A 20,559-nucleotide genomic window follows, 5' to 3' on the forward strand; every position below is an offset into this window, starting at 1 on the left:
GATATTTTTAGTTTTCAATTGCAAGTGGTTTTAATGTAAGGATCGTTCGGTTTCGATTTGCGAGGTATTCATCAATGGTCTGATTCACATCCTCAATGGTTACCTCACGAAAACGATCTTCGATTTCATTGATTCGAGATGGATCATCATCAAACAACGCAAAACTGGCTAGCAGGTCTGCCCGGCCAAAACCAAAAAAACCACCCAGATTATCATAAAGACTCGAACGCATTTTCACAATGGCATTATCAAGCATCTCCTGAGTAACCCCACTTTCCTGTAAATCCATCACCACTTCATCCACAGATTGAATGATGGAATCCGCCGCAACGTCATTGTCATAAGTCAGATTAAACATCCACTGCATTGGACCTTTATAGTTAAACATATTTCCAAGGTAGTTGATGCCTCCATTTACGTTCGCAGCATAGCCCTTATCTTTTACCAGTTTTTTATAGAGTAAGCTATTGTCTCCCTGAACCAAGATCTGATCCAGCAGCCCCATCGCATAGTATGCTTTGCTGTTTCTTTCCGGCATATGATACGCAATGGCGATTGCCGGCTTGTTAGCTAGTTTGTCTTCTTTTTCAAATCGTTTTTCTTTCGACTGAGGTTGCTCCGAGATGTCAGGCAATGGTGGAATCTCTGCAGAAGGTATTTCTGTAAAATACTGCTCAATCCATTTCTTTGCATCTTCTGACTCAAAGTCTCCTACCACAGCAATTGCGGCATTGTTTGGTGAATAGTAGGTGTCGAAAAAACTTTGCACATCTTCAAGGGTAGCCGCATCCAGATCTTCCAGGTCACCATAGAAGTTGTGGGCGTTATACCAGTTTTCGTTGGCGTATTGTGGCATATCCAGCCATGGGAAGCCTCCGTATGGCTGATTGAGTACATTCACTTTCACCTCGTTTTTCACCACACCTTGTTGGTTGGTCAGGTTTTCCTGGGTAATGTCCAGCCCTTTCATACGATCAGCTTCTGCCCATAGCATAGTTTCCAATTTATTGGAAGGGACAATTTCAAAGTAATTAGTGAAATCAAAACGGGTAGATCCATTGAGGATTCCTCCATTTTGCTGAACGAGCTTGATGAATTCCATTTTGCCCAGATTTTGGGAGCCCTGAAACATCATATGCTCAAATAAGTGAGCAAAGCCCGTTCGATCACGAGGCTCAATTCGGAAGCCAATGTTGTAATACACGGCGACCACCACTGTGGGTGCAGTCTTGTCTTGTGACAAGATCACCTTCAGTCCGTTATCCAGCTTGTAGTAATCCACTGGAACCTTAAATGAGGATTCTGTTGCTTCTTCCTTCTTTTGAGGTGTACAACCTATCAGAAGGATCAGCAATAGTGTAGGTGATAATAATTTTTTCATGCTTCGCATTAATTTTGTTTATTCCTGAAGTTAATGAAAAATACCAGGCATCAAAAGTTACAATTCCATCATAGGTGAATGGTCACGGTCTGCGGCAAGAATCGGTGTTCAATGCTTCTTAATGATGTGATTACACGAACGGTCATCTATCTCCAGCGAACTTTTTCTAACTTGAAGATTAAATCTATTTAAACAGCTAGGACAATGAAGAAAATAATGAACAGCCTTTTCCTGACCTTGTTTTCTCTGGGACTTTTTGCCCAGGGTGGATTGGAATATCAGGAGCCACCAAAGGAAATTAAAGAACTAATTGATGCTCCCCTGGCACCATGGGTACGCATTGACAACAAGGGAGAAAATGTGGTATTGCTTTACCGTAATGCGTACAAGTCCATTGCGGAGCTTTCTGAAGAAGAGCTCAGATTGGGAGGATTACGAATAAACCCAGTAACTAATATTGGCAGCCGAACCACTTTTTACAACAATGTAAAAGTCAAAAAAGCATTTGATGAGAATGCTAAGCAGGTGACCGGACTACCGGAAAACCCGCGATTGGCATACTTTAGTAGGTCGCCAGATGAAAAGATGATGGCATTCACCCATACTACAGCCACTGGAGTAGAAATATGGGTGCTGAATGTCGAGAAGGGATCAGCAAAAAAACTGACCAATGCAGGTGCCAACGCCAATTTGGGCTGGCCTATGGTATGGGCTGCAGATGGCGAAAGTCTATTGGTGAAAATGCTTCCTGAGGATCGTGAACCTTTGATCAATACTGCTACAGCGGTACCTTCCGGACCAACCGTAAGCACTAGTACAGGAGAAAAAGCCCAGAACCGAACATATCAGGATTTACTAAAAAGCCCCGTTGATGAAAACAATTTTGAACAGTTGGCTAGATCAGAAATTTACGAAGTATCACTGAACGGCAATACCTCCAAATGGATGGATGTAGGTATGTATCGAGGCATGGATTTCTCTCCAGATGGTAATTATGTATTGATCACCAAAGTGAAAAGACCTTTCTCCTACCTGGTGCCTTATTATCGGTTTGCTTCCGAGACAGCCATTTTTGACAAAAATGGAAAGCAAGTGAAGATGCTGTTAGACATGCCAGTGGATGAGGTTCGGCCAAAAGGGTTTATGTCAACAACAGACAAACCCCGCAGTTTTAACTGGCGTGCAGATAAACCAGCAACGGTTTACTGGGCATTGGCTCTGGACGAAGGAGACCCGGCAAAAGAAATGGAATACAGAGATGAGGTATATGAACTCCCAGCACCTTTCAGCGGTAAAGAGCGATCGCTATTGAAAACGAAAAACCGCTTTTCTGGAATTACCTGGGGATCGGAGAATATGGCTATTGCTTATGATTACTGGTTTGATAACAGAAATACAAAAACGTATGTTTTCAACCCTTCAAACAACAAAAAAGAAGCAAAAGTATTATTCGATCGAAACTATCAGGATGCCTACAGTGATCCCGGCAATTTTGTCACCACAAAAAATAAGCTGAATCAATATGTACTATCTATGGATGGTAGCAATGCTTACCTGATGGGAGATGGATTTACAGATGAAGGACAGTTTCCATTTGTGGATCAGATTGACCTGGAAAATGGGGAAACCTCACGCCTCTATCAGTCGGCTTACACGGATAAAGTGGAGGATTTGGTGGATGCCATTGATATGAGTAAAGGAGAAATCCTTGTACGCATCGAGTCTCCAACAGAGTATCCCAACTACTACCTGCGCAATATCAAAAAGAAAATGGCATTGAAGCCGATCACTCAGTTTGAAAATCCATTCAAGGCAATGATGGAGGTAGAAAAAGAAGTGATCACCTATGAGCGTGAGGACGGTGTGGAACTCACCGGAACTCTTTATCTGCCTGTTGGATATGACAAAGAGAAAAAGGAAAAAATGCCGATGATCATGTGGGCATATCCAGTAGAGTATAAAGACAAAGCAAGCGCCGGACAGAATACAACCAATCCGAATGAATTTATCTATCCATGGTATGGATCACCTGTTTTCTGGGTGACCCGTGGCTATGTGGTACTGGATGATGCTGCTTTTCCTATTATCGGAGAGGGCGATGAACAACCGAATGATACCTTCAGAAAACAGCTGGTAGCGAATGCTAAAGCAGGTATTGATGCTGTAGATGCTATGGGCTACATCGATAGAGATCGTGTGGCAGTAGGTGGTCACTCTTACGGAGCTTTTATGGTGGCCAATTTATTGAGTCACTCAGACTTGTTTGCAGCAGGAATTGCCAGAAGTGGAGCATACAATCGAACACTTACTCCATTTGGTTTTCAACGTGAAGAGCGCTCCTACTGGGAAGCCCCTGAAGTGTACTATACTATGTCGCCATTCATGCATGCTGATAAGATGAAGACACCTCTCCTCCTGATTCATGGGGAAGCAGACAACAATTCAGGTACTTATCCAATGCAAAGTGAGCGATACTTCAACGCATTGAAAGGACTGGGCGGACCGGCTCGCCTGGTAATGCTGCCAAAAGAAAGTCATGGGTATCGTGCAAAAGAAAGCATCATGCATGTGTTGTGGGAGCAAGATTCGTGGTTGGAAGAGCATGTGAAAAATAAAGATCCAATGGAGACTACTGTAGAGATGGAAGTAGAAAAAGAGTAACGTCAATACCTAAACATAAGCCGGACCAAAAAGGTTGGGCTTATGTTTAAAATGAAAAAAAATCGGATTGTGATCTCAATCTTTTAGGATTTTACCCTCATATACCTCTCCATCTATAAGCTTAATACTGATAAGGTACTCCCCTTTAATCAGCCCTGACACGTATAAATCATCAGTATTAGTAATAATTTTCCATAGCTTACCCGTCAAGTCATAGAACCCTACACTTTGAATTTGGTCAGGGTCAACACCACCCACATTAATTCGATCACGAACAGGATTCGGATAAACTAAAATCGGATTATTACCTGATTTAATTCTTACTATGGGTGAGTACTCAAATGAACCATCAACATCTACACTCATCAATCGGTAGAAATGAATACCCTCATTTACATTCATATCCACAAATCCATACTCATGCTTTTCGCTACTATTTCCATGAGCCTCGACACTTCCCAGTGGCTTAAAGTTCGTCCCGTCATCACTTCTCTCAATCTGAAAATAATCCGCGTTGACCTCTGTAAGTGTTGCCCAGCTCAAGTGAATATCTAAACCATCCCTTCGACCATGAAAATCAATTAATTCAACTGGTAATGGATTAGCGTCTGCATCAGTTGAGTAAATGGTAAATTCACTGAAGCTGCTTGTTTGACCTGTTATTATGTAGGGGTCGGATCCTGATGCTCCCACCAAAGACAGTTCCACCCAATCCGTCCCGTCAAAACGAAGCATACCTAATGTAACCGGATCAGAAGCTTCGTCACTACCCTCAATTTGTAATGTGACGTCTGTACTTCCCGGAGTTCCACTGATCACATCGATATCCCAGTATCTGGTGGTTAGCGTACTTTCAATATTTCCGGTTAGCTCACTACTTGCAGTACCATGCAAAGATCTCATGTCCCCAAATGTACCTCCGCCAACAGGAGCAGACTGGCCAACATGTGAGACTTCAAAAGTAGTAGCATTCGAGGGAGTTAATTGAGCCGGTCGGAAAGCACCCGCATCTCCCAGTGGGAAATCAAATAAAGTAGAAGCCCCTACTAATACCTGTACTCTGCCTTCTATGTGATTGTTTACGTTAAAAGTACCTGCTACAGCATTATTTAATATGAGGGAAGGATCATCATTTTTATCACCATCATCTAAGTCAATATCTAAGATTCCATTTGTTAAAGTAAGCATGTTGTTTACCTCCAAATCATTTAAAACCGTCAATCGACCTCCATTTAAAGTGATGTCATCAATGGTCGTATTAGGTTCAGGATCAACAGAAATGTTTTTTGTTACCGTCAATGTTTCAACATAGTCATCCTGAAGAAGCGAGATAGTCCCATTTGTATTCAATAAATCGTGCGCTTCCTGAATGCGGTCTCCTAAGGTCTGAGGACTCAGAGGACCCACAATCAGCCCATCGAAATCTCCCTGGAATCCAGTAGTGATCAGATCGGTATCTGTTCCATCAGAAAGCCATGGAGTAAAGTCATTACCCGAGCCAACCAGAGACTGGATCGTAGATTCATCGATTGAATTAAAATAGTTTCCAGAAAGGTTTATTGTTGAGGTCTCAGCAATAAATCCATTTCCGCTTTGATTTAAGTTACTTCCTGAAACGGTAAGACTACCCCCGGTAAAAACACCAAGTCCAGAGAGATAATAATCATTAGGAATATCTTCTGATCCCGATAGTGACACAGGGTTTGTAATAAAAGAATTGGATATCGTGGCGCTTGCTCCCTCTCTTACAATTACGCTAAATCCTGGATTGCCACCAGTTGCTGTTGGATTAAAACCATTCCCTGTGATGAGTGATTGTGAAATGCTGGCTACAGCGTCACCCCCTCGAACATAGATTCCCCTGTTCTCATTATCATGGATATTGCAGTTGATAATTGTAGCATCTATACCCGCGCCATCAGAGGCTGAAGGAAAATCACCAATAACAATTCCTGAATAATTAGAGAGATCATTATTAACGCCGGAAACATCTAAATTATTGATGGTAAGGGTAATATCATCAGCAGTGCTCCCACCAGCAGTAAAGGCATAAATAGCTGTTTCTGTATCAATATTAGTCACATCCGAGTCAGTGGCAAACCCAGACATGGTTACATTTTGAATGGTTAAATCAGATGGATAAAAACCACCAACCCCATCTGTATTAGATGGAAGAATGCCGGTCATGCATCCAGTAAATGTTCCACCGTCAATGACTGCCTCTATACTCGACTGCAAGCTATACGTCGAAATTCCCAATGAGGCATTTGATATGTCGTTATCATTCAGGTTAAGGTCAACATCGCCGGATGTCAGAAATGCAGCTATTCCAATACTCCCATCAGTGGGACTTGTGGCATCTTCGATTGCCAACATTGAAACCACATTATCGGTAACACTAATCGTACCCGTACTTTCATTTCCAACAGCAATGCCCAGACTATTGGAATAAATCACATTATTCTGAATTGCGACCCCTGTATTACCAGTAGCCACTATTCCATTGGTTATATTGGATGTTGATGCATCGGTTCCAAGCTGGATACCGTTTATTGTGACCGTATCAGATGTGATGGTAATTCCAACACCTGAAACATCATTAACTGTTTCTGCTCCTCGGCTACCATTTCCTGCAGTTCCTGCATTCGCTCCTTCCAATGATACCGGATTTGATATGGTAATATTCTCACTATAAGAGCCAGCAGCAACGATCACTTTGCCATTATCAACGGCAATATCAATTCCAGATTGAATCAGCTGTTTTGGATCTGATGGCCTACCAAAACCTGTGTCATCAGGGGCAGAGGCATCTACATAGATAATTCCGTTTTCAGTACCTAACGAAGCAAGTCCTCTTCTAAAATCAGCCACATCATCGTCGGTATCTTCAGCCAACGGCACTCTGAAAATGGCCTCATCTGAAATGTCTGATGATAATCCACCGCTGGCAGAGCCGTCTGGTGCGCCATCCCCTACTCCATCTCCTTCCAGATCATCGCCTATTTCAACATCATCCACCACCACACCATAGGGATCAGTAAGTGTTATATACACATCGTCATTGATTTGTTGGGTACTTATTGGATTCCCAAGAATTAAATAATCTCCAGCTACCGTATTATTGAAGCTGCCAGAGCCTATATACGCTGATACCGTGAATGCGCCAGAACTAGTGAGATCACCATTAAAATCTGTTCCATCAACAACGGCTATATCCCATTTTATCAGATTAAGACCAGAGGTGCCAATGTACAACTCAATCCATTCGTCGTTTGTACCGCCAGTTCCACCAGGGGCCGAATCGGTGAACCCTCCTAAACTCCAGTCTTGCTGAGGATCGGTAACAACTTCGTTAATAAGTACAACTCCTTGTGGGGAATTGTTGGCACCAAGAGTAGCTCGTGTCTGCACAAAATCATTTGACTCTACATCTGTATCCAGTCCATTGGGAATTCGACAAACCGATTCATCATTAGCGTTATTGGAATTTCCCGTAAAACCAGTCCCTGATCCGGATGCTATCTCCACCATATCGATGGTTGACCCATAAGGATCTGTCAAGGTCACGGTTACAGTATTACTTATCACCTCTGATCCCTGTGGGTTACCAAGTACCAAGTAATCACCAGCAACAGTACTTGTGAATGAACCTGATCCGAAATAGGTAATTTCCTGGAAAGCTCCGGTTCCTGTCAAATCTCTACTGGATAGATCTCCTGAAAACGGAGTTCCATCCACCACATCTATCGTCCATTTTGTCAGGTTAAGACCTGTTGAACCAATGTGCAACTCGATCCATTCATCAGTATCAGACACTGTACTCCCACCGTCTGTTCCGTCAAAGCCATTTGTGCTCCAATCAACTTGAGGCTCAGTGATCACTTCATTTATTAACACCGTTCCAGTGGGCGAATTGTTAGTACCTAATGTCGCCTGTGTCAATACAAAATCATCAACCTCAACATCAGTATCTTGTCCATTGGGAATCCGTGCTATAGCTTCATCTGCAATACCAGAGGAAGTACCTGTAAAAAAAGTACCGGAACCAGCAGCAACCTCAACATGGTCGATTATCGTCATACTATTGTCCCGAAGAATTACAGTAATGGTAGCATCCATGGAGCCCGCATTAGGCTGTCCTAAAACAATGTAATCTCCAGCGTCAGTGTCTGTGAACGTTCCGCCTGTTCCTGAGATGTAGTTCATTATTACAAAAGCTCCACCTGCAGCTAAAACACCCGATTCATTAGTCCCATCATTGAGATCAATGGTCCAATCCGTAAGATTCAATCCATTCGAGGTAATGTACAATTCGATCCACTCATCGTCAGAATCAATAAGTCCAAGTCCATCGGTTCCGTCAAAAGCATTAGAGCTCCAATCCACCTGCGGGTCAGTAACCACCTCATTAATCAGCACTTGAGCAGATAACCATGATGACTGAATTATTATAAGGAGTGCGCATAGACTCATTCTCCTTACAGTAGAGAGAATACAAGCCAGTACGTCACAGTACGGACGTCCGAGTGAGATCATAGCTGAGGGTGATTTATATGGATAGTTAAGATACTGTAAATCAGGAAGAAATGCTATTTAAGGTTTTTATCAAGATGACATTCGTATTCTATATGTCCAAAAACCTCCTATATAAGCATTAAATAATCGCAAAGGCAAATATTAATTTTCCCATCTAAAATAGATCAATTCAAATATCCGATCATGAAGAAAACAATTGATTTGCCATAAAACACATAACAATAACATATCGTAGTTATACCATAAATCATAATTTTATTTCATTAATATGTGTAATAATAGTATTTATTATCGTCATTGTAACCTTTATAAAATTATCTACGTATAATTAATTGTGTAGTTGTAAATGCAACTATACAATTTTTAAATCAATGTTCCACATTAAAAATTGAAAACCTATGATCTTACTTGGTATTCTTATCATCCTTTTTGGATTGTTTATGTTGTATTTTCGTCCCCAGCTTAGTGAACAAGACATCATTGAGGATGGCGTCTTGATTAGAAGAAAGGCACCTCCCTTCTTTTTAATGTTTACAAAGAAAATCTCATTGTTTATAGCAGGAGTTGGTTTTATGGTGGCCATGCTTCCCTACCTCTTCTTTTGGGCTGAGCCAGGCTATCAATACTTTTTAGTTTATCCAACCGGACACAGTGATGTTGTTATGAATCAGGGAATTAAATGGCGAGGATTTGCCAAGGTGGTTCCATGGCAGAAATACATTGATGTGAAGGTTGTGGAAGATGGAGATGAAATTAAAGACATTGAAGGCTTAATGGATCCTATCCCTATCCGATTCATCGATCAGGTAACCGCAGAGGTGAAAATCTCCGGAAGATTCCAATTGCCAACTAATGAAGAAGATTTCATCACTCTGGCTATAAAATATCGTACGATGGATAATCTTGTTCAAAACACATTGATTCCGACGATCCGCGAGCAAACGAATAATACCGGATACATGTTCGCTGCTCAGGATTATATCTCAGGAGAAGCTCAGAGTTTCAGACAAACGCTTGATGAGCAATTGAAAGACGGGGCTTACGCTGTGATTAAAATCGAACATAAAGACACGGTATTTGCAGATATCCAGCAGACGGAGACCTCTAGGGCAATTAAAGAGATCCGCACACGCTACACCGTGGAGTTGGTGCTTGAAAATGGTCTTCCAAAACGGATACCTCACGAACTGACTGAGAATAATATTATCGTGTCTCAGGTGATTGTAGATGATGTTATCCTGGAGCCGATATTTAAGCAACGACTGGAAGCGCAGCGCGATGAATCTGCAAAACGTCAGATAGAGCAACAAAAAGTAGAGACTGCAAAGGCGGCTCAAACACGGATTATAGCTGAAGGTGAGCGAGACAAAGCTGCCGAACGTGTGAATCAGGAGAAAGAACAGGTAAAGCAGCTGATTGCTATCGAAACAAAGCTGAAGCAAGAGCGAACCAATAAGGAACTTGCAGCGATAGCACTTGAAACTGAGAGACTCAAAGCACAGCAAAAGAAGGTTTCTGCAGATGCTAAAGCTTATGAAAACGCGAAGCTGGTAACAGCCGGACTTACACCACAAGAAAGAGCAGAATGGGAATATAAAACTGCGGTGGGTGTAGCAGCAGAGTTGAGTAAGCTAACATTCCCTCAAACGATGATTATTGGAGGAGAAGAGCAAGGCGGTACACCTCTGGAATCCTTAATAGGCGCGGCAATGGCTAAGCAACTTACAACAACTGGTAATTTCTCTAACTAAACAAAAAGGGACTCATTAGAGTCCCCTTTCTTATTTCAGCTTATTAAGATCGTCACTTTACTAAATCCTCATATCCTTTACCATCCCAGACCTGGCACCTGATAGAGCTGCGAAGTACTCGCGGTTTAAACAATGGCTTACCCATCAATAATCTACCACACTCCTGAATACCTTCTATAATGGAAGGATGTGGGTGTATAAGCTCGGCCAACTCCTTAATACTCCTGTCTTGCGAAATCAACAATGCAACTGCCTGTATGGCACTGGAAGCATGCTCCCCTACTACACGCATTCCCAGGATATTCATATCATCATCATTGGTCACCAACACCTTAATAAAACCTTCTGTATTTCGCATGGCAGTTGCTCTAGGAATGGTGTCATAATTCAAGCTAACCATCTTATATTCTAGCCCCGCTTCTTTTGCCTGAATTTCATTCATCCCTACTCCGGCAATTTCCGGGTCCAGAAACATAATGGTTGATATGTTCTTATAAATAAGTGGCTGTTCCGGCTTTCCGAAAATTCGTTCCACTGCATATCTGCCTTCAAGCTCTCCCACGTTTACCAAAGAAATATCTGCAGTGATATCACCGACGGCATAAATATTAGATACTGAGGTTTGCGTGAGATCATCCTTTATGCCTCGATTATCGAACTCTACACCTATCTTGTCATCTACTAACTGATCATACTGAGGCACCCTTCCTATGGATATCAATCCTTTCTCTACCCGAAAGCTTTCTTTACTTCCATCATTGTATTCAAGTATATACACCACCTCATCTTCATCAATTTTCATTTCAATCAGTTTTGAGTTTCGATGAATGAGCACTCCTTTTTCTTCAAGATTTTTTTCAATGACTTTTACTACATCCTCATCCTCAAAAGGTAAAATACGATCCCCTTTATCAATTAAGTGGACTTTCGTATGACCAAAATTTGAAAAGATCGTAGCAAACTCACATCCGATAACCCCTGCCCCAACAATGACAATTGATTTAGGAAATCGATTGAGGTTACTTAAGCCATCGGATGTGAATACCGTTTCTTCGTCTATGGGAAGGTGGGGTAATTTTCTGGGTACACTGCCGGTAGCAAGGATGATATAATCTGCTTCCAGATCTTGATTTTGTCCATTTCCCGTTATTGATACTGTGTTTTTACCGGTGACCTTCGCCACTCCGCGGATATATTCAAAAAGATCATCACCAAGCCCAAGGTTGATGTTTTCCATGTGATGCGTGAGAAGACCTACACGCTGATCCACAGCTTGAGCAACTTCACTCTTTACCTTTTCAAAGCTAAACTCGGTACTATTGAGGTTAAGGGTGTTCCCGTGTAAATTGATCATTCGAGCTTCACGCGATATCTCCCACCAGGTTTTACTCCACAGCGCTCCCTGGTGAATACCGGCTCCCCCCAATTTATCTTTTTCTATTAATGCAACACGTTTCCCGAAATCGATGGCTCTCATGGCTGCTGCGTATCCTGCAGGTCCACCACCTATGACACAGACGTCAAATTTCTTCATTTGGCTAGGCGATTGTTTCCCTAAAGATAAGGATTTGAATGATTTAATGAATCCGAAGAAATACGGAGTAGGGATAAAAACAAAAAGGGTGAAGAATCGTGACCGATTTTCACCCTTTCAATACTGCAACTGCCGTAGCAACTGCAATATTTCAAACTACTGTTTGGATCCCCTTCCGATGCGTCTTCGAAAAGTTGCCTTTTCGCTCGTTTTCTTCAACAGCCTTTCAAACTTCGTTGATCCAAGCCAAACTTAAAATCAACTTCCCTTTGTCCGACTGGAAACTTTCATTTCAGTTTCCTATCCCTTGTTTGATGATACTAATGTAGACCATAACTTTACATCTCCAAAAAATCTAACCCTCTAGTTTTCAACAAGTTTTACCCCTGTTTTCCACCTAGTTATCCACATTTATCAGACTACAGCCTCCAGCTTGTCAGCAAGCAGTTTTTTAATCTCTGGAATGGAATTATAGAGCTGTTCATATGATTCAGTTATGAAATACTCGGTTTGAAATACATCTTTTCGGTACGGTGTATCCAACATATGCTCAATACTAAATGGGTGCTTTGGTGGTTCGTCACTTAATGAGAATTGGGTCTCACCTGCGGATGACAAAATACCTGCGCCATAAATTCTGAGTTCATCTTGTTCCTGTATTAAGCCAAATTCTACCGTAAACCAATACACACGAGACAGCAACTGAATGGCGTGATCATTGCCAACATACTGCAGCCCAATCTTGCTTAGCTCCTCAAGGAAGTTTACAAAGTGCTGATTTGTTAGGAGAGGAACATGTGCAAATACATCATGAAACATATCGGGCTCTTCCAGGTAATCCAGCTCTTTCATTTTTCTTAGCCACGTGGTGGCAGGAAATCTACGATTGGCCATCAATTCAAAAAAAGTGTAGTCGGGCACTATCCCCGGAACTACGGCCAACTGCCAGCCGGTTGTTTCTTGTAGAATCTGATTCGTCTCATTGAAATCAGGAATAAGCCCAGTTTCAAAATTGGCAATTCTCAGCCCTTCACGATAGGCTTCACAAGCATGAGTGGGGAATTGTTTCATTTGGCGATCAAACAATATTTTCCAGACCTCAAAGTCCTCCTGAGTGTAGTTATCGTAAATCTGCTTCATACTAGCTAGCTATCGTGTTATTTAATATTCTCAATTTCTCGATTAATTTGGTTGCTTCATCATAGTCCAGGGTTTGTTGACCATCAGAAAAGGCCTCCTCCGGTCGACAATGCGTTTCAAAGATCACACCATCCGCACCAGCAACGGTTGATGCCATCGCTACCGAACCAACATGATCCCTAATCCCAATGCCATGAGATGGATCGGCAATCACAGGAAGATGAGACTTCTCTTTTAGAATTGGAATAGCATTGATATCAAAAGTATTCCGAGACGCTTTTTCATAGGTTCGAATTCCTCTTTCACACAACAACAACCGTTCATTGCCTCCGGAGAAAATATACTCAGCACTTTGTAGCAGTTCATCAATGGTCCCTGAAATACCCCGCTTCAAAAGCACAGGTTTATCCACCTTCCCTAGTTCATCCAGCAGGTTAAAGTTTTGGGTGTTTCTAGCTCCTACCTGGAATATATCAACATAGTCATGCATGGCTTCAATCTGCGATACCTGCATCACCTCAGAAATGATTTTGATCCCATTTTCTTTCGCCAGCTTATACCATAGCTTCAGCCCGTCAATACCTAATCCTCTGAAAGAATAAGGAGAACTCCGTGGCTTGTAAACACCTCCACGCATGATTTTGATGTCATTGGCTTTCAGGAAATCGATCGTTTCCATGATATTTTCTTCTCCCTCAATGCTACATGGTCCAGCCATCAATGAAAAATGTCCTCCCCCGATCTTCACTTCATCTCCCAAATCGATAACCGTGGGATTTACTTTCCATTTGGCTGAGACCAGCTTGTAATCATCCGAAACAACATGAATATCCTTGATTCCTTGGAGGTGACCTATTTTTCGTATATCGAAAGGTTTCTTTCCTGTCCCAACCAAGTAGCTACCATATTGAGTCTGAACATGAGTCGTTTTGTATTTCAATGATTGGAGCTCTTTTTCCACAGCTCCTAATACTTCCCCATTAACACCTTTTTCTAATTGTATAATCATCCCTTGATTTCTTTTACAAATTCTACTACTGCTTCTTCAGACGCATCTTCATTAAGCTGCCTGATGAATGCACTTCCGATAATTGCTCCATTTGAATAAATACATACGGTATCAAATGTTTCTTTATTTGATATCCCAAAACCAATCAATTGTGGGTTTTTCAGATTCATCGATTGGATTCGTTGATAGTATTCCAACTGTCCTTTCTGAATGCCTTTTTTAGCTCCTGTGATACTGGAAGAGGAAACCACATAAATAAATCCATTCGATTCTTTATCAATGAGTCGAATTCGTTCTTCAGAAGTGTTTGGACTTATCAGAAAAATGTTGTGAATGCCCTTTTCTTTGAAGGTTTCCCGATAAAACTCGAGATATTCCTGCATGGGCAGATCTGGGATAATTACCCCATCCACTCCCACCTCGGCGCACTTATCACAGAATCGATCCATGCCAAATTGAATAATCGGATTTACATACCCCATTAAAAGAACTGGGATAGAAACATGATCGCGAAGTGTTACAAGCTGTTCGAAAAGCTTCACTATGGTCATTCCATTCTCCAATGCTTTTTGTGAGCTATCCTGGATCGTGGGACCGTCAGCGACAGGATCAGAAAATGGCATTCCAATCTCTAACATATCAGCCCCAGCTTTTTCCAATACAGATGCCATCCTGATTGTATCATCCAGGTTTGGATAACCAGCCGTGAAGTAGACATTCAGAATGTCTTTCTTTTCCTTAAATGTTTGATCGATTCGGTTCATCATTACCAATTCATCCATTTAGTATTTTCCCCATTTGATATAGGTCTCCAAATCCTTATCGCCTCTTCCCGATAAATTCACTACAACCACCTCATTTTTCCCAAATTGTCTACTGCCAAAAACTGCCAGCGCATGAGCGGATTCAATGGCCGGGATGATTCCCTCCAGCTTGCTTAGTTCAACTCCTGCCAGCATGGCTTCTTCATCCGTGATCCCGTAATACTCTGCCCGACCTGCATCAAACAAATGGGCATGTATGGGACCAATCCCCGGATAATCAAGTCCGGCAGAAATACTGTATGGCTCTACCACCTGGCCGTCATCCGTTTGCATCAATAGTGTTTTACTTCCATGCAACACCCCAGACTTTCCCAGAGTTGTTGTAGCTGCTGATTTTCCAGACAATACTCCTTGACCAGCAGCCTCAGCTGCAATGAGATTAACAGATTCATCTTCTAAAAAATGATAGAATGCCCCGGCTGCATTACTGCCTCCTCCGACACAGGCAATCACATGATCTGGAGCATTCCGTCCTTCAACCTCCTGCAATTGTTGTCTCATTTCCTCACTGATCACCGATTGTAATCGAGCAACCATATCCGGGTATGGATGAGGCCCTACTACTGAGCCAATAATGTAATGCGTATCCGTTGGATTATTGATCCAGTATCGCATGGCTTCATTCGTGGCATCCTTCAGTGTTCTGCTTCCGGAAAGGGCTGGCTTCACTTCAGCCCCTAGTATTTTCATACGCTCCACATTAGGCTTTTGCCTGGCCATATCTATTTCACCCATATACACCACGCATTCCATACCCATCAAGGCACAAACGGTGGCTGTAGCTACACCGTGCTGCCCAGCTCCAGTTTCTGCTATGATTCTGGATTTACCCAACTGCTGTGCGAGCAATATCTGACCAATTGTATTATTCACCTTGTGTGCTCCTGTGTGGCAGAGGTCTTCCCTTTTAAGGTATATTTTAGTTTTGTACTTCTCTGATAGCCTGGAAGCAAAATACAAAGGGGTTGGTCTTCCTACGTACGTTTTCAACAGGTGATCAAATTCGTTTTTAAAATCTTCTGATTCAATGATATCCACGTAGTTTTCACGAAGTTCTTCCACATTTGGAAAGAGCATCTCCGGAATATAAGCTCCCCCAAACTTTCCATAGTACCCCTTATCATTCACATTGTACTTGCTCATAGCACTGTCTTTAGCTCATGTAATTTTTCCAGATCTTTCATCGCCGGTTCCATCTCGAATCGGCTGTTCACATCAATGCCAACAAGCTGATCAATCTGCATTGCTTTAATTTTCTCAATGTCTTCTAATTGTACTCCACCACTTAGCAAAAAGGGAATATTCAGATAATAGTTTCTCAAAATATTCCAGTCGAAATGCCGTCCGGAACCACCATAATTTATGGATGCGGTATCGAACAGGAAGTAATCAGCTACCCCTTGATATTGCTTTGCGACAAAAGGAATGGTGTCCATCACCCTGAATACTTTAATGATCTTCAAACCTTGATCCTTAAGATGTTTGGCGAAATCCAAGTCTTCATCTCCGTGAAGTTGAATGTACTCCAACCCATATTTATCTGATTGTGAAAGGATTCGTTCACTGGTTTCATTCACGAATACACCCACCTTATGAATACTGAGAGGTATCCGCATGATAAAATCTTCATCCATTTCACCCACATACCTTGGTGATTTTGGATAAAAAATAAATCCAATAAAGTCTGGTTTAATTTCAATCAAGCCCTGAATGTTTTCAGGGTCTCGCATGCCACAGACCTTTAGTTTCAATTCACTCATGACAATTGCCTTATAAATTCTTTTGCCGCTTTTTCGGGCCGACCGGTTTGCATGAAAGTCTCTCCTATTAAAAAACCTTCAAATCCATATTCTTTGAGTTCCAATACTGTTTCTGGTTTTGATAGCCCACTTTCAGAAACTTTAATGAAATCTCCTGGTATTTTGTCGGCCAAATCTTTTGATGTCTGAACATTTGTTTTGAATGTTTTCAAGTCTCTATTATTCACACCAATCAAATCCACTTTATCCGTGATGCTATTAGCCAGTTCATCTTCATTGTGTACCTCCAGCAATACTTCCATACCTAAACTTTTAGCCAGGGACCCCAACTTTTCAATCTCTTTCTTATTCAACAAAGCTGCTATTAATAAGATTACATCCGCACCCAGGGATTTTGCTTCAACCACCTGATACTCATCAATCATAAAATCCTTTCGAAGGATTGGACAGAAATTGAAGGATCGGGCCACTTTCAGGTCTTCGGATGAACCACCAAAATATTTCTTATCGGTCAGGACAGACAATCCGGAAGCACCCGCCTGCATGTAACCTATGGAAGTTCGCTCCACAGAAACATGTTTATTGATATCTCCTTTGGATGGTGATTTACGTTTGATTTCCGCAATCACTCCAGACTTATCCGGGCGTTGTAAGTATTTCTTTAGCGAAACCGGCTGCTCCTCAAAGTATGTGCTCTGTTCGAGAAGTTTGATCGGGTAGAGTTCTTTGCTGGATGCAACCTCTTTACGCTTGTTATCAACTATTTCAGAAAGTATATCCATTAGCTATTAATGCTTAAAAAGTTTGTAAAAGATTGATGGGCCTTACCGCTTACAAGTGACACTTTCGCCTCTTCAATACCATTTGTAAAAGGTGTTTGTTTTGCAGTAGCTATAGCTAATCCTGCATTGGCCAGCACAGCATTATTTTGGGCTTCTGATCCGTTTCCGGCAAGAATTGTCTCAAAGATTTTTGCAGCATCTTCGATCGTCTCACCCCCATATAATTGCTCTTGCTGTAGTTGTTCGAATCCTAAATCATTGGCTGAAACAAGCTCTTCCGTTTGATTTGATATCAACTTGAAATCACAGGTTAGAGAAACCTCATCGTACCCATCGAGTGAGTGAACAATTGAAAACTTCTTATCTGTATTCTGATACAGGTATCCATATAATCGGGCCAGTTCAAGGCTAAAAACGCCTACCAATTGATTGGGTGGAAGGGCCGGGTTGACCATTGGTCCCAGCATATTGAAAAAGGTTTTCACACCAAGTTCTCTTCTTATCGGTCCTACATTCTTCATAGCCGGATGAAATAATGGCGCATGCATGAAACAAATTCCAGAAGCATCCATTGACCTTTTCATCTGACCCGCATCCCCGGAAAATTTCACACCCAGATATTCTAGCACATTAGACGAGCCGCTAACTGAGGAAACCCCATAATTTCCATGTTTGGCCACATTTACACCAGCGCCAGCAACTACAAAAGATGAGATGGTTGAGATATTGAAAGTGTTCTTTCCATCTCCACCTGTACCACACACATCTATCGCATTATATCCATCTAAGTCAACTGGGTTGCATAGCTCCAACATAGCGTCTCTAAATCCTTCCAACTCCTGAACACGGATGGCGCGCATCAAAAACACGGTTAGAAAAGCGGCAACCTGACTATTGTTATATTGACCGGTCGCCAATCCTGTCAGTACCTCTTTTGCTTCTTTCCGTGAAAGTGTCTGATTATTTATCAGTCTATCTAGTATTTCTTTCATAACTCCAACCAGTTTTTTATCAGCTGCTTCCCATGTTCGGTCATGATTGATTCCGGGTGGAATTGTACTCCACGAACATTATACGTCTCATGCTTAATCGACATAATATTTCCATTTTCTGCTACGCTTGTGACTTTCATTGATTTCGGTAATGTCCCTTTTTCAATCACCCAGGAGTGATACCTGCATACATTGAATTTTTGAGGAAGTCCATCAAATAGTTCATCATCCACTATTATTTCCACTGGCGTTACCATGCCATGAAATACCTGCGGTAGATTAAACAGCCTGGCACCAAAAGCTTCACCAATGGCCTGATGACCGAGGCAGACACCCAAAATATTTTTTGTTGGAGCGTATTTTTCAATCACTTCAGGCATCAGACCGGCATTTCTCGGAAGCCCTGGCCCGGGAGAAAGCAAGATGTGATCAAATGCTTCAACTTCACTTAGTTCAAATTGATCATTTCGTACGACCCTCAAGGACTCTTCAATGCCCATTTCCCTAAGGATATGCACCAGGTTATAAGTAAATGAATCGTAGTTATCTATTACCAGAACTTTCATAACTGTTCCGCCTCTTTAATTGCATGCTCAAGAGCACTCACTTTATTATATACTTCCTGTAGTTCATTTTCAGGTTTGGATTGTGCAACCACTCCTGCTCCCGCTTGAAATTTCAGTACGTTATTCTTGCTCATAAAGCTCCTGATCATAATGGCATGATTGAAGTTTCCATCAAAATCCATGAAGCCAACAGCACCACCATAAAAACCTCTGGGTGTTTGCTCATTTTCCTCAATGATTTCCATTGCTCTGATTTTTGGAGCACCAGATAGCGTTCCGGCAGGAAACGTCTCCGCTACGATATCCATAAAGGATGAGCCTTTCTTTATCTCTCCTGCAACTTTGGAAACCAGGTGGATGACGTGCGAATAGTATTGAACCTCTTTATAAGTTTCAACTTTTACTTTATCGCAACTTCTGCTTAGATCATTTCTGGCTAAATCCACCAACATGACATGCTCAGAGTCTTCCTTAGGATCTTCCATAAGTTTCTCAGCAAGCTCAGAATCTGCTTTATCATTACCAGTACGCCTGAAAGTCCCTGCAATAGGATGTATTTCTGCTTTCCCGTTCTTCAACACAATCTGGGCTTCAGGAGAAGACCCAAAAAGTCTGAAACTACCATAATCAAAGTAGAATAAGTAGGGTGATGGATTTACTGACCTAAGGGTTCGGTACACCTGAAAATCATCCCCCTGAAATGGAACCTGGAAATTTCGTGATAGCACAACCTGAAAAACATCACCAATATGACAGTGATGAATTCCCTTCTTAACCATTTCGAGGTATTCTTCATCGGTCTTGTTTGATAATTTCGCTGCAGTAGTTTTAAATGGATATCCCGGCAGATTGCGTTGCTGGATCAGAGATATGATTTCCTCAAATTGCTCATCACTAGGCTCATCTACGTACGACTCTATGATATGACACTCATTTTTGAAGTGATCCAACGCGATGATGAATTGAAATAAATGATACTGTGCCAATGGTACACTATCATCTCTTTGCTTTATCTGCAAATCCCCGAACTCAGCTTTCGCGTCATAGTTGAAATATCCAAATAGTCCTGATTTTATGAATCCTTCGGACTGATCTACCTCGAAAGAAGTAGTGAAACCTTCTATTTCCTTTTTGAGGTCACTTCCAGGACACTTTTCTACTTTTCCACCAGGTAGCTTTCGCTCAATGACTCCTCCCATAGAGCGTATGAATGCCAATGGTGAACAACAGATATATGAAAAGCTATTCTCGGCTCCATGGTAGTCAGAACTTTCCAGGAGAAAAGAATTAGCGTACCGATCCCTAAGCTTTAAATACATGCTCACCGGGGTGATCGTATCGGCTAAAATCGTTCGTTCACGTGTCTTAATGCGTATTTTATTCATGGCTGTAAACAAAAAAACCCTGACGATAACTGTCAGGGTTTAGATATTTTTAAACACAGCAGCGGCTCGTCAACAATCAGGATTGTCGATATGCCACCACCAATATTTGTTTGTCGTAATCATTTGAATCGCTAAGCTAAATGCATTTGCCAGTAAAAAACAAACAGTCCTCGAAAATTGTTATTTTTTTTATGACCGGTTAAAGAAGTTTTATCACGATTAAGGTTTTTAAACTAAA

The 20,559-nt window shown here is 41.7% G+C and carries 14 protein-coding genes; 2 read left to right on the forward strand and 12 right to left on the reverse strand.

The features are described from left to right. Positions 1-7: 7 nt before the first annotated feature. Positions 8-1,381, reverse strand: coding sequence for a M16 family metallopeptidase (locus ACP14Y_RS03005; protein ID WP_424961493.1), 1,374 nt, complete (start codon positions 1,379-1,381; stop codon positions 8-10). 204 nt (positions 1,382-1,585) lie between these two features. Between ACP14Y_RS03005 and ACP14Y_RS03010 the strand changes: the two genes are divergently transcribed. Then, positions 1,586-4,042 carry a S9 family peptidase gene (locus ACP14Y_RS03010; RefSeq protein WP_424961494.1) on the forward strand — a complete coding sequence of 819 codons (2,457 nt, stop codon included), beginning with the start codon at positions 1,586-1,588 and terminating at the stop codon, positions 4,040-4,042. Positions 4,043-4,117: 75 nt separating this feature from the next. On the opposite strand, the gene ACP14Y_RS03015 is transcribed toward ACP14Y_RS03010, so the two are convergent. Then, positions 4,118-8,578 carry a hypothetical protein gene (locus ACP14Y_RS03015; RefSeq protein WP_424961495.1) on the reverse strand — a complete coding sequence of 1,487 codons (4,461 nt, stop codon included), beginning with the start codon at positions 8,576-8,578 and terminating at the stop codon, positions 4,118-4,120. Between the two features lie 398 nt (positions 8,579-8,976). On the opposite strand from ACP14Y_RS03015, the gene ACP14Y_RS03020 reads away from it, so the two are divergent. Further along, positions 8,977-10,329, forward strand: coding sequence for an SPFH domain-containing protein (locus ACP14Y_RS03020; RefSeq protein WP_349562998.1), 1,353 nt, complete (start codon positions 8,977-8,979; stop codon positions 10,327-10,329). A 52-nt stretch (positions 10,330-10,381) separates the two neighbouring features. Here ACP14Y_RS03020 and ACP14Y_RS03025 read toward each other — a convergent pair whose 3' ends face one another. From ACP14Y_RS03025 to ACP14Y_RS03070, 10 genes are all read right to left on the reverse strand, one after another. Beyond that, positions 10,382-11,863: an NAD(P)/FAD-dependent oxidoreductase gene (locus ACP14Y_RS03025; protein ID WP_349562999.1), complete on the reverse strand. Its 1,482-nt coding sequence runs from the start codon at positions 11,861-11,863 to the stop codon at positions 10,382-10,384. 414 nt (positions 11,864-12,277) lie between these two features. Beyond that, positions 12,278-13,003: a phenylalanine 4-monooxygenase gene (locus ACP14Y_RS03030; RefSeq protein ID WP_424961496.1), complete on the reverse strand. Its 726-nt coding sequence runs from the start codon at positions 13,001-13,003 to the stop codon at positions 12,278-12,280. 1 nt (position 13,004) lies between these two features. After that, entirely contained in the window at positions 13,005-14,012 is a 1,008-nt protein-coding gene (gene aroF, locus ACP14Y_RS03035) for a 3-deoxy-7-phosphoheptulonate synthase (RefSeq protein WP_424961497.1), read from the reverse strand. After that, positions 14,009-14,794 (reverse strand): tryptophan synthase subunit alpha, encoded by a 786-nt coding sequence (trpA, locus tag ACP14Y_RS03040; RefSeq protein WP_424961498.1) that lies wholly within the window; start codon positions 14,792-14,794, stop codon positions 14,009-14,011. The genes aroF and trpA overlap by 4 nt, the downstream gene beginning before the upstream one ends. Continuing rightward, positions 14,795-15,979 carry a tryptophan synthase subunit beta gene (gene trpB, locus ACP14Y_RS03045; protein ID WP_424961499.1) on the reverse strand — a complete coding sequence of 395 codons (1,185 nt, stop codon included), beginning with the start codon at positions 15,977-15,979 and terminating at the stop codon, positions 14,795-14,797. It lies immediately after the preceding gene. After that, positions 15,976-16,596 carry a phosphoribosylanthranilate isomerase gene (locus ACP14Y_RS03050; protein WP_424961500.1) on the reverse strand — a complete coding sequence of 207 codons (621 nt, stop codon included), beginning with the start codon at positions 16,594-16,596 and terminating at the stop codon, positions 15,976-15,978. The genes trpB and ACP14Y_RS03050 overlap by 4 nt, the downstream gene beginning before the upstream one ends. Next, positions 16,593-17,378, reverse strand: coding sequence for an indole-3-glycerol phosphate synthase TrpC (gene trpC / locus ACP14Y_RS03055; RefSeq protein ID WP_424961501.1), 786 nt, complete (start codon positions 17,376-17,378; stop codon positions 16,593-16,595). The genes ACP14Y_RS03050 and trpC overlap by 4 nt, the downstream gene beginning before the upstream one ends. Continuing rightward, entirely contained in the window at positions 17,378-18,370 is a 993-nt protein-coding gene (gene trpD / locus ACP14Y_RS03060; protein ID WP_424961502.1) for an anthranilate phosphoribosyltransferase, read from the reverse strand. Before trpD ends, trpC begins: the two co-directional genes overlap by 1 nt. After that, positions 18,367-18,936 (reverse strand): anthranilate synthase component II, encoded by a 570-nt coding sequence (locus tag ACP14Y_RS03065; protein WP_424961503.1) that lies wholly within the window; start codon positions 18,934-18,936, stop codon positions 18,367-18,369. The genes trpD and ACP14Y_RS03065 overlap by 4 nt, the downstream gene beginning before the upstream one ends. Further along, positions 18,933-20,321: an anthranilate synthase component I family protein gene (locus tag ACP14Y_RS03070; RefSeq protein WP_424961504.1), complete on the reverse strand. Its 1,389-nt coding sequence runs from the start codon at positions 20,319-20,321 to the stop codon at positions 18,933-18,935. The genes ACP14Y_RS03065 and ACP14Y_RS03070 overlap by 4 nt, the downstream gene beginning before the upstream one ends. Between the last annotated feature and the right edge of the window lie 238 nt (positions 20,322-20,559).

Origin of the sequence: Ekhidna sp., from assembly GCF_965247405.1 — a bacterium.
Taxonomy (GTDB): domain Bacteria; phylum Bacteroidota; class Bacteroidia; order Cytophagales; family Cyclobacteriaceae; genus Ekhidna.